The following is a 15,944-nucleotide window of genomic DNA, read 5'->3' as shown; positions in this document are numbered from 1 at the left end:
GTACACATCTCTAAAACGCCACAAACCTGCCTGCCGGCAGGCGGGTTCGTGGCTAATTTTCATAAAGCTTGATGTTTTTCAGTTTTAACATATTTAAAGCAACCAATTGATTTTAAATACCCGCTCTTGTCTATCAAAAACCTAAAATAATCTTTCGTACGCTTGAAAGATTAAGTATGTTTATTCTTATAATTTTTGACATATTTGCAACTGAAAAATGACAAATAAAAACAAATATTGATAATTATGAATACAATTATATATGAAAATTTTTTAAATTATACAGGAAATGGATTTGTATTTACGATGTATGATTTACAATTTTAATTAAACGAATATGACATTACAATCCCCCAAACTACCAGCAACAAGCTTATGGTCTAGAATAGGGAAGGGCCTTATCAAGTCCCTGGGCTGGGCGCTTACCCTGTTGATGCTCCTACTAAACATTGGGCAGTACCAAAACGCCCGGACCCTTAAGCAAAAGCTAGAGGCTACCCAGCAGCGTATTACCAATGCCCAAGATCAACTGGTGCAGGCCAAAGCGGCCATAGACAGCCTAGATAGGGGCCTGTGGCATTACCGTGCTACCGATGCAGAAATAGATAAGAATATAAGTGCCCTATTAAACCAGTGGCAGGAAGAGCTAAACCATGTCACATCTCAATTAGATACCCATGAACCGAAACGGCCAGGATCTCATTTTTAAGATGACCATCACCACAACAAACGTAAAGGGCCTATTGCCCCAGGTACTGGCTGTTATAGAGCGGCGCACCAACATGACCCTTAATAGTGTGGTGTTTAAAAAAGACACTATAATACTGCTGCTAGCAGGGGGCTGGAGCCAAGTGTTTAACATGGCACAGGAAATGGAAGGGTTTTGGGAGTTAACGGGGTACTTGATTGAGAAGCAGTGAAAAGAGTGAAAAGCAGTGAAAAGTGAAAAACTAAAAGTTAAAAGTGAAAAGAATGAACAGTAAAATAGAAACTAGATGCTAGACCGCTTTGCTGTTAGAGACTAGAGAAAAATTCAGGATTCAGGATTATGAATACCACGGTTGGGTTTTTAACCCTCCATTAAGCTGAACATTAAAGAACTAACAAAAAATGAAAAATGTTAAAAAAACAAGCGAAATGTGGGTTGGCAAGTTATGGGTTCAAAGTTAAGAGTTCAGAGTTTTGCTTACTCAGACGAAATTAAAAAGCCAGACGAATCTGGCTCCCCTCTTCTTTTCCGAAGATGGGGGGACCGAGCGTTAAAAATCTTTCCAGTGGAAAGATTTAGTGAAGGGGCCAGGAGGCGCGCGGGCATTGTGCAACAGCAATCCGGGGAGTTTAAAAGCAACAGTAAGCAAATCCGAGTAAGAAACAACTAACCAACTATACAACAACCAACTAAACATTTAGAATAAGAATAGAGAGAAGAGAAAAGAGAATAGAGAATAGAGAGTAGCAAGTTATGAGTTATTACAACTAACCGACTTTACAACAAACAACTAAACATTTAGAACAACATTTAGCACAGCATTTAGAACAAAAGTATAATGAAAAAACGAATCCCCATCCTATTGCTACTACTAGCATACACCACAACAGCCCAAGCGCAACAACCAACCCAAACCCTGCTAAACGACAGCCTGGTGGTAACCCTAGATTATAACTGCAAACAGCTATTGGAAAGCCTCTTGCTACGGGAGCAGGGGCGGTTGGACAGCCTGCAAAGCCTGTTCGCCCAAAAGCAAAACAATGTGGAAGCCCTGTTCCAATTCATAAGGACCCAAAACACCGAACTGCGCACCCGATTGCTGCTAACCGACCTTAAGCTCTCGGAACTGAACCTTAAGCTTATAGCCACCGAAGAACATATTAAGCAAGAACAACAAAGGAACACCTGGCGGATTATTGGCGCGGGCATTGGCGGGGTGTTGGTAGGGGTGGTAACGGGGGTGTTGATTGACGATTGACGAAAACTCCCGAAAACCGGTGCGGGAGGCAAATAATGACACTGGAATATTTAATTAATTAAACTTATGTTAGTATGGCATTAGAATTTTATTTAATACCCAATCTAATGACTGCAGACCCCAATGATTACATGGCGGTTAGCAGAAATGCCCTAAGCTATGGCTTGGAAAGCATCTATGATGATGTTACCCGAGAGGGATCTACAGTCACCAAGGCAGAAGCTCTGGCAAATTTTGAAGCGATGGTTAAATCGGTACTTAAGAAAGTACAGGAGGGCCATGCAGTAGTAACACCATTTTTTTCGATTACCTCCTCGGTGGGTGGTGTGTTCAATTCGGAGGACGAAGCGTTTAACAAGAGCAAGCACAAAATCAGTATCCATTTAAAACCCGGTGTACGGTTTAATGGCGTAACCGAGCAAATTCCTGTTAAAAAAGTAGCGCCTAAAGAGCGTACACCGGTGCTGTTGCATTATAACGACAACACATCTGAAACCCAGGACGAACAGATTACCGTAAATGGAGGTGGGCGCATTGTTGGCACCGACCTAAAGTTTGATGCGGATGATGTGGCACAAGGGATCTTTTTTGTTAACACGGCTACCGGGGTAGCCACAAGAGTAGATAGCCAAATGTTGCGCAATAAGCCTGCTGAGCTGATCTTTTTAAACCCACCAGTTTTAGCGGCGGGAACCTACCGTTTGGAGGTGCGTAGTTTACTCAATACGCTAACATTGCGTACGGGAAACCTCTCTAAGGAACTTACAGTGCTTTAAACAGCATTTGTAATGGCAGGAGGCCTGCAAGGTTTTGCAAACCTTGCGGGTTTTTTTTGTTTAGAGCCCGATGCCACTGAGACCATCCTGCTATGTAACTGAGGGGATTATGCTATGCCGTTGCGGTAAAGAGGCTATGTAACCGAGGCAATTGCTCTATGTAACGGAGACAAAATGTGTTATGCCAGTGGTGTTTGTTATGCGACGTTAAATTCCGATTTTAAGATGGCACTTACATACAAAAGCAGATAGAGGGCATTTTTGTTTTACAAAATGTTATCTAGCTCCAAAATTATCCATTCTGCAAACCTTTTTCTCTCTTTTAAGGCTGATAAAATTAATTGTTTTCGATATAAAGCCATCCTAATGCGACTTCTACCGTCAATGGAGTTAATGGCTTCCAACAATATTTGCTTTCTTTTGGCTTCACTTTGTTTGTATGGAATGTTATCTTTAAAAGAAGGTATTAAATTATTTGGGGTTTCAATATGTAGTTCATTATACCAAAAATCTTCATCTTTATCAGTTTCTTTTATGTCCCAATTCATTAGATCCTGACTATCCTTAGCCGTTGAATTATAATAAGCGCTAATAGCATTGTCTAATTTAGGGTTGTCTAATAAATTGGATAAACTTGTATTTTTTATTTTCTCAAAAGTTTGGGAGTTCAAATAAAAAGAGGTATTACCTAGTGGAAGTTTATTGAATAAAGAGTCTGTCTTGATATTTACAAATATAGAATCCTTTAATAACTCAATACTATTTTCACTTTGCTCCTCATAAAGTTTTATGCTAAAATAATGATACAGGGTATCCATTTTTAAATCTTCTACGACACCTTTCAATAGGGACAGCTTTTTGTTGTTTTCTATTCTTTTTTCGTTCCAATTATTAATTTGTAAGGCTATTAAAATGCCAATAACTACAAGTATTATCTCCCCAATGGCGTAAGTAAGATATTTTCTGAACTTATTTTCAGCAATTAGGCGTTTACGGAAGTGTTTAAAAAACGTAATCATTGGTTATTTTTTTCGATAAATTCTTAAATTATATTTAAACTCAAATTGATTATGTGGTAAATGTTCAATTATCACCAATTCGGTTTTGTTTATTTCAGCTATTTCCCATTCAAATCCTTCACTTAGGATTAGTTGCCCATTAGCTTTTAGTTTTTCTAAAAGTCCGGGTGCCAGTCTGTCTATTGATACATTATATTTTGGTTCTTTAAACTTAAACTTTAGTAATTTTTCTTTCAAGTCGTAACTCCATGTTCCAGATTCACAGTTTTCAGTTGGACAATTGTATTGTTTATACGTTCCGTCTTTATTTATTTGCACGTTTGGCCTTTCAACAACTTCAACTGCAGTAATTGTATCGTTTATTTTATGAATTACTTTTTTAATTTCATTGTTTTTTGTAGAATCAGTCAATTTTATAAACTCCCAATTTCCGACAAGTAATTTGTTTATTTTTTTTGCAGGAAGTTTAGTTTTAGCATTGTCGATCAGTTGTAAATTCGTTTCTTGGCTTATCGAATAATTAAATAAAAGAAGTGAAATTATTAAGTAAAATTTTTTCATAAAGACTGCCAATGGTTTTGGTATGGTCTCATTTTGTAAAACCCTCAAGGATTTTTCACCATAAACCGAAGATAGTAAATTTACGAGGACTATACTAGAGGAATGTTTAGCCCCCATTATACCTTTGTTCTGTTTAAGGGAACTTTAACATTTTCTTAATAAGGGTATTTGGTTTACCAAACGTCTATTAACTAAAGGCTATAAATGACACTAAACAACCAACCATGGTAAAAACTTTATCGCTAGCACCATCCAATCAACCACAACCAAAAACCATTAAAAAGAGACTCAAGCAAGGCCTTATAACACTAAGCCTGCTGTATTTAAATGGTTTTAGCATACAAGCCCAACAAGCCGAACACATTATATTGATAAGCATCGATGCCATGCGACCCGAGTTTTATCAAGACCCCACATACCCCATGCCCAACCTGCAGCATTTATATGAGGCCGGTATGCATGCCACCAAAATGATTCCTGTATTTCCCTCTATTACCTATCCCAACCATACCGCTATGGTTACTGGGGCAAAGCCTGTACGCCACGGTATTTATTACAACACGCCCTTTGAGCCGCAAGGCAGTACGGGCGATTGGTATTGGTATGCCAAAGACATAAAAACACCCACCCTATGGGATGCCCTAAAGGCCCATAATAAAACCTCTGCGGCTGTGCTATGGCCCGTAACCGTAGGGGCCCCCATAACCTACAACCTGCCCGATATATGGGATGCCAAAGACAACACCCAAACTAAGGCAAGAATTGCGGCACTAACCACACCCCAAGGCCTGATGCAAGAACTGGAGGCTAATGCTGTGGGCGATCTGGATTCTAAGCTTATTAATAGTGGTACCCTGCGCATGGACGAAAACGTAGGCCGTATGGCAGCCTACCTGTACACCAAGTACAAGCCCAACCTGTTGGCCTTGCACCTCATATCTGTAGACCATGCCCAGCATGAGGGCGGACGCCAAGGGGACCATGTAAAAGCGGCACTCGCAGCTGTAGATAATGTTATTGGCAACCTTATGGAAACCGTAAAGGAACATGGTATGGCGGATAAAACCACTATTCTGGTGGTGGGCGACCACGGGTTTAGCGATATTCACAGTTATATAAGTCCGAACATCTGGTTGCAAGAAGCGGGCATTGTTACCGAGGGCGACCACTGGCAGGCACGTTTTCAGTCTGGTAGTGGCTCTGGTTTTCTATATGTAAGGAACAACAATAAAAAAGTATTGCAACAGGTAAAAGACGTGCTCCATAACTTACCGGCACAAACCAAGGACCTATTTGAAATTATTGAAGGCGAACGCCTAAAAACTGTGGGCACCGATGCTAAGGTGGCCCTGGCCTTAAACCCTATATTGGGCGTGGTCGTATTTGGCGGTACCCAAGGCCGTGACCTGGGAACCTATGTAGGGGGCACCCATGGGCAGTACCCCAACAGGCCGGAGCTTATGACGGGTATGGTAGCCTATGGCGCTGGTATAAAGCAGGGCACTGTTATTCCAGAAATGCATACGTACGATATAGCACCTTTTGTGGCCAAACTGTTGGGTGTGGACTTTAAGGCCCCCGATGGAATATGCTACCCCGGGATGCTTAAGCCCGAACCCCCAAAGTCTAAAATCCCTTTTGTAATACATAAAGCCGATGGCACCAAAGAGGCCCGGTACGTTGAAATACAAAAGGATACCTATAGCAGCAAGACACAGCCTTTGGGCAAAGACAATAATACAGTGATCGTGACCTTTGAAAACCAGCCAAGATGGAACTTTGCGGTCACTTTAAAAGACACACACACCAAAGCGCCCACCAGCTACAAGCAACCTGCCAAGCTATTGGCCATGTCTGATATTGAAGGGGAATTTGAAGTTTTTAGAAACCTTTTGATACAAGGTGGTGTGATGGACGACCGTTATAACTGGACCTTTGGGGACGGGCACTTGGTGATAGCCGGCGATATGTTTGACCGTGGGGCCCATGTTACGGAATGCCTTTGGTTGCTGTACAGTCTTGAGGAAAAGGCCAAAGCTGCAGGGGGCTATGTGCATGTGGTATTGGGCAACCATGAAACCATGAACCTTTCTGGCGATTTGAGGTATGTGCACGAGAGCTATAAAAAATATGCCGAGGTATTGCAAAGGCCCCTAGAGGCACTATACCATGCCGATACGGAATTGGGGCAATGGCTACGCAGCAAAAACATTGTGGAAACTATAGGCAACTTATTGGTAATGCACGGCGGGATATCGCCCGAGGTAAATGCCATGCATATGCCCGTGGCAGATATGAACCAAAAAGTACAGCCACACTACCAGGATTACAGGAACTTTAAAACAGACCAAACCCTACAATTGCTTATGGGTGCCAATGGCCCCCTATGGTACCGTGGTTACTACCATGGGCCACCGGCCAACATTAGGGACATTGTAGATACTACCCTAAAGCAATACCAAACCAAGCATATTGTTACAGGACACACCATTGTATCTGATATTATTACCACCTGGTACGATAACAAAGTGATAGATTTGGATACGCCACATGCCAAAGGAAAGTCTGAAGCCCTATTGGTAGAGGGCCATACCTTTTATAGGGTGGATGCAGCGGGCAATAAATATGTGTTGTTTACAGATTAAAAAGAAATATTACCACATGCATCCTATATTGCTATAGAACGCATGGGTAATATTTACAACTAAATAATAACTAAACTAAACGTTTAAACAATTCCTAATACCCTGGATTTTGTGGGTACTCACCATCGTCTAGCGAAATGGCTGATAGTGGAATAGGTCTTAATATTTTAAAGTTGCCGTCATTTCCAACAAACGGATCGGTGCCAGAATCTACAAGTGCCTTAATGTCTCGGTTTCTTAGTTTCGTATAGTCCATAAGCTTTCCAGTACGCTTTAGGTCTAGCCAACGAAACCCTTCGCCAGCAAGCTCACGGGCTCTTTCCTCTAAGATAAAGTCTAAATCCACACTCGCCACAGGATCGGCTCCCGCACGTTGTCTTACCGTATTAACACGGGCAACGGCATTGCCAGGGTTGTTGGATTGTAAATATGCTTCGGCAGCAATTAAATAGGTTTCACCCAAACGAGCCAAATACAAATCGTGGGTGTATTGAATATTTGCCAATTGAAGGCGGTCATACTTCCTAACAGCCGGGAAATCCGTTTGGTTTAACGGGTCCCACCAATGGGGGTCTAAAGGCGAAATAACCGTATTGGTACGTGTATCTGGATTTTCGGCGCGCCAGTTATCTACATTGGCAATTTGATCGGCCGTTCTAGGGTAGTAATAGGCCACGGGCGTATTATCAGGATCCAATCGCCATCCCGAATAGGGGGTGGTCTTTACATTTAGGAAGGTTCCTTCAAACCGCATATCGTTATCATCAAACAAAGTAAACAGGTATTCTGTAGGGTGTAAAGCGTTTTTCTTGTTTACACCATCATCGCTACTTTGTACCAAAGGGCCCCAGGGATAGTCCCAGTTGTGGGCACCTCCATTTTGGGTAGAACCTGCCGAATATTGAATAGACCACAGCACTTCCTCATTGTTGTCATTTTCATAAGCAAACAACTGGTCGAAACTTAAATTAAGGCCCTGACCATTAATGGCGGCATCGGCCTGAACAGCAGCATCACTAAAGTCTGATGCCGTTCCAAAAGACTCATAGCCTCTAGTTAGGTAAACCTTGGCAAGCATATGTTGTGCAGCCCGCTTGGTTACCCTACCAAAATCGTCTTGGGTTTGTGGCAACACAGCAATGGCAGCTGTTAGCTCATCAATAATAAACTGGTACACATCGCTTGCGGGGTTACGATCAAAATGGGTAATGGGCTCATTAACCACTTGATCTACCAAAGTAACATCGCCAAAGTTTTGCACCAAAAGGAAATAGAAATAAGCACGAATGGTTTTAAGCTCGGCCACGCGGGTTTCCAAATCGGAAAAAGGCTCTGTGTTATCGGCATTGGCAATGGCCAAATTGGTTATTTGAATACTTTGGTAAGTGGTGCGGAACAAATCTTCTACCTCGCTATTGCTGGGTGTAAGGGTTTGGTAAGAGGCCAAGCCCGTTGGCACTTCGGCATGTGCATTGAAAAACAAATCGGTGCCCGCACAAAAAATGTATGGCGTGGGCTCATAAATATCTCTCATAGAAGCATAGGCCGCATTTACTAAGCTTTCATAACCAGATTGCGATCCATAATAGTTTTCAGCCGTTGTGTTGCCCAGATTTTCTTCTTCTAAAAAGTTAGAGCAACCTACTAAAGTGAATCCTATAAAAATTGATAGTATGTATATATATGTATGTCTCATAATTTTAAAATTTAATATTAACACCAAGCTGATAAATAGAATACCCTGTATTGGTGGCATCTACTCCAGACATTTGTGCACCGGCCCACTCAGGATCAAAACCTTCATACTTGGTAAAGGTGAGCGGGTTAAGTGCATTTACGTAAACACGCAGTTGTTCTAGGCCCAATTTGTTTAAAGCATTTTGGCCAAAACTATAGCCCAGTGTAATGTTTTGAACACGTACAAAAGACGCATCTTTATTAAAACCAGGGTAACCATAATCTTCAGCATCTTCACTCCAGTATTCGCCCATATAAGATGCTTGTGGGTGGGTATTGGAATAACGTGCCTGGGTAACGGGGTTCTCTCTAACATAGTAAGGCACATCTAAAATAACCCTACTGTTAAAATCGGTAAACTCCCTGTGGAAGGGACTGTATTGAAACACCCCTTGTTTGGTATAAATGGTTGTAGAGAAATCCCAGTTTTTATAGTTAAGCGTGGTAGAGAACGTACCAATCCAATCGGGGGTTGGCGATCCCAGCACACGCATATCGTTATCAATATCAATACTGCCGTCGTTATTAAGGTCTTTTACCTTAGCGGTACCTTCTAAAGCTTGAAGATCGGCAGGATCCAATTCGTCGCGTTGCCAGATACCATCAAACTCCATAGCATAAACAACATCTACGGGCTGCCCAATAAACCATCTGTTGGGCACATCGTCTTCTTTTTTGCCATACAGCTCTACAATTTTATTGGTGTTTTTAGAGAAGATAAAGTTGGTTTCCCATCTAAAATCACTGGTATTTACATTAACGGTTTTTAATTGTAGCTCAATACCTTTATTGCTTACCGAACCTACATTGTCTATCATAGACCCCCAACCCGTTGGCATGGCCAACTTACGTTCCATCAATAAATCTAAAGACAAACGGTCGTAAATATCAATAGCACCAGAAATACGGTTGTTGAATAAGCCATAATCGATACCAAAGTTCCACTCGCGGGTACGCTCCCAGGTTAGGTTGGAATTAGACAAGGCGCTTGGTATAAACCCATTGGCACTGTCGCCATCCCAATCGTAATACGTTTGCCTATTTAAAGCAGATTGTGTAGAGTAGGGATCGATGTTGTTATTACCGGTATACCCGTAGCTTAAGCGTAACTTTAAATTATTAACAGCAGTAATGTCCTGCATAAAAGGTTCTTCGCTCATTCTCCAAGCTGCAGCTGCCGATGGGAAGATGGCCCATTTGTTACCGGATGCCAGTTTTGAAGAACCGTCCCATCTTACCGTAGCCGTTAATAAATAACGGTCTTTATAGGAGTAATTGGCCCTATTGGTAAAAGATAGTAAGGTGCTTTTAGCAAATCCTGTAGACGAATCGCGTCGTGGTGCACTTTGCGTATTATACCACAACGATTGGAAGGGTACATCCCTACCATAAGCAAAAGCGGTTTCAAAACGGTTGAATTGTACCGATTGGATAAAGTCGTAGGATAGACTGTGCTCGCCAAAATCTTTGTTTAGGGTAATCTGGTTATCTAAAATGTAGTTTAAACTAATATCGTTCCACATTCTGGCTACCGTAATAGAGCGCGTTGCAAAGCGGTCTTTGTACTCGCCACGTCTTTCAAAACGCGCACTGGGAGAAAAGGTAGATTTAAAGGTAATGCCCTTAACGGGGCTGAATTTAATATAAAAGTTTGAAACAATGTTGTACTGCTGCACATTCCAAAACGAATTGTTGTCTAGGAAAGTGTATGGGCTTACGTTGCCTGATATACCAACCATAGGCGATTGGATGAGGTTGCCCTCTAAATCCCTGGAAGGGGCATATCTTGGCATTCTAAAAAGTTGTTGTGTGTAACCTTGCCTAGAAACCAGTTCTTGGTCTGAATAAGCTAAATTAATATTGGCGCCTATTGAGAAATTGTCGCTAAACCGCCCATCGATACTGGCTTTAAAGTTGTATTTGTCATACGATTGGCCTTTGGCATTACCGTTATCGCCCTGGTAACCAAAACCAATAACATAGCTTCCTTTTTCACCACTGTTGGAAGCCGAAATAAAGTGGTTGTGCTGTATGCTGGGTTTTAAAAATTCGCCCAACCAATCGGTGCCATTTCTATTGGAAAGGTTTTCTTCCCAGTAGTTGGTGCCGTTTTCAGTAATAATTTCTGGGAAGCCATAGGTTAGCGATGGTACTATGGGATTGCCTTGAACCAGGTCTCTGGCCACTTGGCGGTCGCGTTGCCAGGTAACACTTTCATCGTAAGTGTTAAGAAAATCGGGCATGTTGGCAATATCCCTAATGCCTGTAAAACCAGAATAGGTAATGGTAGGCTTTTTGTTTTTTAAGCCTTCTCCAGAATGGGTTGTAACAATAACCACCCCATTAGAACCTCTAGATCCATATATTGCTGTGGATGATGCATCCTTTAAAATGTCTATACGTTGAATATCGTTAGGGTTTAGGAAATCGATGTTGTCGATCATAACGCCATCTACTACAAAAAGCGGCGTGCCCCCTGTAAGGGAGTTGGCACCACGAATTTGGATGTCGAACCCAGCACCTACCGAGCCTGTACGTTGCGAAATATTAACCCCGGCAACATTGGCCTGTAAGGCTTTCATGGGGCTGGTAGCACCCACACGGTTAATTTCGGTATTGCCAATAGACGATACGGCTCCTGTTACATCTTGTTTTCTTAAACTACCGTAACCAACAATAACCACTTCGTCCAGCTCGGCAACATCCTCTTTTAAAATAACGTTAAAGGCGGTATTGGTACCTACGGTAATTTCTTGCCCTAGATAGCCTATATAAGAAAGGACCAAAACGGCATTTTCATCAGGGACTGTTAAACTGAAGTTGCCATCAAAATCGGTTTGGGTTCCGGTATTGCTGTTTTTTATTAAAATATTAACACCGGGTAGGGGCAAGCCTTTTTCGTCGGTAACTTTACCAGAGACGTCTATGCCCTGTATGGGTGTGTTATCAGCTTTGCTTAATGTGGTATCTTGTTTTGGGTCTTTGTTTTTTACTGTTAAAATGATTTGCCGGTCATTTGTTTTGTAAGATACATTGGTGTTCTTGAACAAGAGCTCTAAAACATGGGAGATCTTCTTTTTTTCAACCTGTATGCTAACCTTTCTGTTTAGGTCTATTTGATTGCTCTCAAACAAGAACCTAAACTCTGAAATGGATTCAATTTGGTTGAAAACCTGTTGTACACTTAAATTGTTTATATCTAAGGTTAGTTTAGTGTTTTGAGAATAAGAATTAGCTTGTACTTTAAACAACGAAACTATAAGTAATATAGTGGTGAGTTTCATTTTCAGGTTGATTTTTGGATATAATAAACATATCCTTTTAGCCTTAATTATTTTTTTCATAATTTTAGTTGGTTTTAATGATTAATTTTAAGTCGTCGTTGAAACCTTTAACGGATCGGAAAATACTGGTACTATTTTCCGATTTTTTTTGGTCTTTTGTTTAGTCTGTTAGTCTTTTTTCTACATAGGCTATAGTTTATTTATGGTTATACTGTTATTGTTTATGGTATAAGCAAAAGGTTGAATTTCGCTTATGGAATTCATGATGTCTTCAATGCTTTCTATATGGTTGTTAAAACTGGCATTAAAACGCTTTTCGTTTAAGGCATTGTAATGGTTTGTAATGCTTACATTGTAATTGCGTTCCAGTTTCTTGATAATGTCTTTAAAGGATGTATTTCTAAATATGATATCGCCTTTCATCCATTCGGTATATATTTTGGTGTCTACTTTCTCTAAAGTCATAATGGCCTTAGCTTTATCCCAAGAACCTTTATAACCAGGTTTTAGCAAGTCGGCATCTTCAGGATGAGCTGTATTGGAAAGCCTAACCGAACCTTCAATAAGTACCGTGTTTATTTGTTCGTCCTCTTGGTAGGATGAAATATTGAACTTGGTACCCAAAACAGTTACATTAACACTATTGGCATTAACTATAAAAGGGTGGTTGGGGTCTTTGGCAACCTCAAAATAGGCCTCGCCATCTAGAAATACCTGTCTGTTTTCTCCGCTAATAAAGTTTGTGGGGAATTTTAATTTGGTGCCTGCGTTTAGGTAAACCTTGGTGCCGTCGGACAGGACCAGATGGAAGGTTTTTCCATAGGGTACCCTAAGTTGGTTGTAGGTAATTTGTGTAGCAGCCGGTGCAGCACTGTAATTTAAAACATCGCCCGTTTGGGAAGCAACCACCTGGCCGTTTGATTTAACAATCTTGGCGGTTCCTTCATCATTAAGTATTTTAACATTACCATTGTCCAATAAAAGCTCTATGGCATTGGAAGCTACTTTTGTATTGGCAGGCTTGTTGAAATATTGATTTTTAAGGAAAAACAAACAGCCCAAAAGCACCACAAAAATAGCAGCGTACTTGGCCACCTTTTGCCATAGGGGCCTTACGGGGTTTTGCTGTTTGGTTAATTTTGCCTTGAGTACTTTCCAGCTTTTGTTAGCATCTAGTGTACTGACCAAATCCAGGGCTTCATGAATAAGCTGGTCTTTATATAAATCTTGGATTAAGGTCTGCTCTTCTGCAGATAACCCGATCAAGTCCTTTGGGTCTATCGCATTGGTTTTGGCAACTTTCCTAAGAACTGTAATGATGTTTTTGCTTGTATTCATAATATAACATGTGTTATTTATATGTTGTGTAAATGATAATATAGGGTGACAAAAATTATGTTTTTTTTATATTAATTCTTAAAAATTTATATATTTGGCACAACGCACCTGCATTCAATCACAGCATTAAACGATCCTGAACCAACTAAAGCATGACATTTCAAGATGACTTATTAGCATTCGAAAAGTTGTATAAAGAGCACTTTAATTTTTTGTGCTTGGTGGCTTTTCAAATCACCAAGAATAAGGAGTCTGCAAAGGATATTGTTCAGGATTTTTTTATCTATTTATGGAAAAAAGATAAAAGCTTAGAGATTCATGTCTCGTTTAAGGCGTATGCCAGCCGAGCTGTTAAAAACTTGAGTTTACAGCATGTAGAAGCTTTGCGAAAGCGCGCATTGAACAAAAGCGAATTGGCTGTTGAAATCCATGATGAGCCAACCTTGTTTGAGGGGGCCGAAGATACCAAGACTACAAAAATACGCGAGCTGGTGAACCAAATTCCCGAATCGCGACGCAACATATTTATATCGCATGTTGTGGACGGACTTAGCTATTCTCAAATAGCGGAGACTTATGGTATTTCCATTAATACCGTTAAAACCCAAATGAAACGCTCGTATGCGTTTTTAAGATCGATAGAGAACAGTGATTTAACTGCGGTATTGCTGTTGTTTATTTTTGAAACGGTTTCTTGATGCCTACTTTGTCTTGTAATATTCCTGTAGCACATAAAATGCTTTTTTCTTTATACCCTTTTCGGAGATTAAACCTTTACGGTTCCAACCATCTTGTACATTTGGCAACTGGCGAAGTGGCGATAGAAAGTCAACCAAGATCCATGGAGTCATGCCTGCTAGTCCATCAATTTTGTTAAACATAGCAATGTTTTCCTTGTACATGTATTCTTGGTAATCCTCGCTCCAGCGAGTAAGATTATCGGCATAGAAACCTTGTAGTGCTCCACCACCAAATTCACTTACAATAATTGGCTTGTCTATGGTAGAATTGTAGGTTTTGTTTCTACATTCATCAGGCAGACCACCGTACCATCCCAAGTATTCATTAAAACTAATAATGTCTAGATGTTCCATGATTGGATCTGATATCGTATAATCCATATCGGGATGTCCGTCCATGGCCTGATCTTTTTTACAGGCAGCTGAAAGTAATCGGGTGCTATCTATCGACCTAATATGTTTTGCCACTGAAATTAAAAAGGCATTGCGATCGTCTGTGGGGCTAGTTTCGTTGGCGATTGACCATATAATGGAGCTAGCTCTGTTGTAATCTCGATTTATTAATTCTGTGTACTGCTGTTTCGCTTTGTCCAGTACTGCTGGATTATCCCAATCTATACCCCAATACAAAGGCAATTCTTCCCAAAGTAAAATACCCATTTTATCTGCCATTCTAACTATGTTTTCTTGATGGGGATAATGTGCCAAACGAATGAAATTACATCCAAGTTCTTTTGCCCAATTAAGTACTAAAGCAGCATCTTCTTTTGAATTGGCACGATCTTTTCGAAGTGGATTTTCGTCATGCAATGAAATACCTTTAAGAAATATAGGTTTGCCATTCAATAGAGTTTGTTTTCCTTTTGTTTCAATACTTCTAAAACCAATCTGATCGCTAATCTTATCATCTCCAGCCTCTATGGATACTGTGTATAATTTCGGGTTTTCGGGCGACCAAAGTACCAAATGCTTAGCTTCTATTGTAAACTCACATGTACCATCTGATTTTACCGCAACGTCTTGCTCAATATTTAACTGGGGAATAGAAACAGTAGCTTTTTTTGGGTATGTTTTTCCGGTAAGAAGGAGTTTTCCATGTATGCTTTTTTTCGCTTGGGCATAAGTTGATTTATCTAGAGCAATAAAATAATTGCTAATGAATGTTTTTGGTACTTCTATTAATTTCACATCGCGCGTAATTCCACCATGATTGTACCAATCGGTAACTTTTGCTGGAATATAATCATCAGAACGCCTGTTGTTTACTCCAATTATTAAATAATTATCCTTTTCTTTTAGCAAATCGGTTATTTCAAAACAGAACGGTGTATAGCCCCCTTCATGTTTACCAAGTTCTTCTCCATTGAAAGTAACGGTGCTTATATAATTGGCAGCTCCAACATATACAAAATACCTTTTGTCTTTAGAGACATCTGTCTTATCAAACATTCTGCGATACCAAACACTTCCTTCATAATATTTAAGCGCTGTTTCTTGAGCATTCCACCCTCCAGGAACCCAGAGGGTTTGGGCATCATCAAAACTATATTCAACCCGGTCCCATTTTTCTTTTGGTTTTACGTTTTTATATACAGGCATAAAACCTATTTGCCCGGTTTCATAAAGATCGAGTACATATTTCCATTTTCCATTTAAACTTGTGAATGTACGATTTTGAGTATTCGAAATAAAAGTAACTTGAGCTTGTGCTGCACCAAAAGCAGTAAGCAGCAAAAATGTTAGTAGTTTAAATGGTTTCATTATTTAGTGTTTGTTTTTTTAAAAGAAACACAAATATATAAATTCATATAACTCAATTGGAATATGTTTATAATATTATGGCTTTATTGGTTGTATTGGGTTCTTAAATATGGCTC

Annotated in this window: 12 protein-coding genes; 6 read left to right on the top strand and 6 right to left on the bottom strand. The window is 40.3% G+C overall.

The features are described from left to right. Nucleotides 1–337: 337 nt before the first annotated feature. The 4 genes from AC5SR4_RS03640 to AC5SR4_RS03625 all read left to right on the top strand — a co-directional run bounded on the left by AC5SR4_RS03640 (nt 338) and on the right by AC5SR4_RS03625 (nt 2,743). Complete coding sequence (locus AC5SR4_RS03640) at nt 338–709, top strand: hypothetical protein (protein WP_495358180.1); 372 nt, start codon at nt 338–340, stop codon at nt 707–709. After that, nucleotides 678–920, top strand: coding sequence for a hypothetical protein (locus AC5SR4_RS03635; RefSeq protein WP_495358179.1), 243 nt, complete (start codon nt 678–680; stop codon nt 918–920). The genes AC5SR4_RS03640 and AC5SR4_RS03635 overlap by 32 nt, the downstream gene beginning before the upstream one ends. Nucleotides 921–1,571: 651 nt before the next feature. Then, complete coding sequence (locus AC5SR4_RS03630; protein WP_495358178.1) at nt 1,572–1,967, top strand: hypothetical protein; 396 nt, start codon at nt 1,572–1,574, stop codon at nt 1,965–1,967. A 74-nt stretch (nt 1,968–2,041) separates the two neighbouring features. Next, on the top strand, nt 2,042–2,743 hold the full coding sequence (locus AC5SR4_RS03625) for a DNA-binding domain-containing protein (RefSeq protein ID WP_495358177.1): 702 nt from the start codon (nt 2,042–2,044) through the stop codon (nt 2,741–2,743). A 266-nt stretch (nt 2,744–3,009) separates the two neighbouring features. Here AC5SR4_RS03625 and AC5SR4_RS03620 read toward each other — a convergent pair whose 3' ends face one another. Next, nucleotides 3,010–3,762 carry a DUF6090 family protein gene (locus tag AC5SR4_RS03620; RefSeq protein ID WP_495358176.1) on the bottom strand — a complete coding sequence of 251 codons (753 nt, stop codon included), beginning with the start codon at nt 3,760–3,762 and terminating at the stop codon, nt 3,010–3,012. 3 nt (nt 3,763–3,765) lie between these two features. After that, the gene (locus tag AC5SR4_RS03615; protein ID WP_495358175.1) at nt 3,766–4,440 is read right to left on the bottom strand and encodes a hypothetical protein; all 675 of its coding nucleotides are present in this window, start codon (nt 4,438–4,440) and stop codon (nt 3,766–3,768) included. A 107-nt stretch (nt 4,441–4,547) separates the two neighbouring features. On the opposite strand from AC5SR4_RS03615, the gene AC5SR4_RS03610 reads away from it, so the two are divergent. After that, entirely contained in the window at nt 4,548–6,968 is a 2,421-nt protein-coding gene (locus tag AC5SR4_RS03610; protein ID WP_495358174.1) for an alkaline phosphatase family protein, read from the top strand. A 94-nt stretch (nt 6,969–7,062) separates the two neighbouring features. Here the strand turns inward: AC5SR4_RS03610 and AC5SR4_RS03605 are convergent, their stop codons facing one another. The 3 genes from AC5SR4_RS03605 to AC5SR4_RS03595 form a co-directional block, all read right to left on the bottom strand. Further along, nucleotides 7,063–8,664, bottom strand: a complete 1,602-nt coding sequence (locus AC5SR4_RS03605) for a RagB/SusD family nutrient uptake outer membrane protein (RefSeq protein ID WP_495358173.1) — start codon at nt 8,662–8,664, stop codon at nt 7,063–7,065. A 4-nt stretch (nt 8,665–8,668) separates the two neighbouring features. Next, nucleotides 8,669–11,989 carry a TonB-dependent receptor gene (locus AC5SR4_RS03600; RefSeq protein WP_495358172.1) on the bottom strand — a complete coding sequence of 1,107 codons (3,321 nt, stop codon included), beginning with the start codon at nt 11,987–11,989 and terminating at the stop codon, nt 8,669–8,671. 189 nt (nt 11,990–12,178) lie between these two features. Further along, on the bottom strand, nt 12,179–13,327 hold the full coding sequence (locus AC5SR4_RS03595; protein WP_495358171.1) for a FecR family protein: 1,149 nt from the start codon (nt 13,325–13,327) through the stop codon (nt 12,179–12,181). Between the two features lie 152 nt (nt 13,328–13,479). Between AC5SR4_RS03595 and AC5SR4_RS03590 the strand changes: the two genes are divergently transcribed. Continuing rightward, on the top strand, nt 13,480–14,025 hold the full coding sequence (locus tag AC5SR4_RS03590; protein WP_495358170.1) for an RNA polymerase sigma factor: 546 nt from the start codon (nt 13,480–13,482) through the stop codon (nt 14,023–14,025). Nucleotides 14,026–14,028: 3 nt separating this feature from the next. Here AC5SR4_RS03590 and AC5SR4_RS03585 read toward each other — a convergent pair whose 3' ends face one another. After that, nucleotides 14,029–15,828: a glycoside hydrolase family 2 protein gene (locus tag AC5SR4_RS03585; protein WP_495358169.1), complete on the bottom strand. Its 1,800-nt coding sequence runs from the start codon at nt 15,826–15,828 to the stop codon at nt 14,029–14,031. Nucleotides 15,829–15,944 lie beyond the last annotated feature (116 nt).

This window comes from Aestuariibaculum scopimerae (assembly GCF_059428085.1).
The sequence above is the reverse complement of the archived record's forward strand: the minus strand, read 5'-3'. Positions and strand labels throughout refer to the sequence as shown.

What these genes read in the sequence shown, in the direction of transcription:
- AC5SR4_RS03640 (WP_495358180.1), top strand. Translation starts at nt 338, where the DNA reads ATGACATTACAATCCCCCAAACTACCAGCAACAAGCTTATGGTCTAGA.
- AC5SR4_RS03635 (WP_495358179.1), top strand. Translation starts at nt 678, where the DNA reads ATGAACCGAAACGGCCAGGATCTCATTTTTAAGATGACCATCACCACA.
- AC5SR4_RS03625 (WP_495358177.1), top strand. Translation starts at nt 2,042, where the DNA reads ATGGCATTAGAATTTTATTTAATACCCAATCTAATGACTGCAGACCCC.
- AC5SR4_RS03620 (WP_495358176.1), bottom strand. Translation starts at nt 3,762, where the DNA reads ATGATTACGTTTTTTAAACACTTCCGTAAACGCCTAATTGCTGAAAAT.
- AC5SR4_RS03615 (WP_495358175.1), bottom strand. Translation starts at nt 4,440, where the DNA reads ATGGGGGCTAAACATTCCTCTAGTATAGTCCTCGTAAATTTACTATCT.
- AC5SR4_RS03610 (WP_495358174.1), top strand. Translation starts at nt 4,548, where the DNA reads ATGGTAAAAACTTTATCGCTAGCACCATCCAATCAACCACAACCAAAA.
- AC5SR4_RS03605 (WP_495358173.1), bottom strand. Translation starts at nt 8,664, where the DNA reads ATGAGACATACATATATATACATACTATCAATTTTTATAGGATTCACT.
- AC5SR4_RS03600 (WP_495358172.1), bottom strand. Translation starts at nt 11,989, where the DNA reads ATGAAACTCACCACTATATTACTTATAGTTTCGTTGTTTAAAGTACAA.
- AC5SR4_RS03595 (WP_495358171.1), bottom strand. Translation starts at nt 13,327, where the DNA reads ATGAATACAAGCAAAAACATCATTACAGTTCTTAGGAAAGTTGCCAAA.
- AC5SR4_RS03590 (WP_495358170.1), top strand. Translation starts at nt 13,480, where the DNA reads ATGACATTTCAAGATGACTTATTAGCATTCGAAAAGTTGTATAAAGAG.
- AC5SR4_RS03585 (WP_495358169.1), bottom strand. Translation starts at nt 15,828, where the DNA reads ATGAAACCATTTAAACTACTAACATTTTTGCTGCTTACTGCTTTTGGT.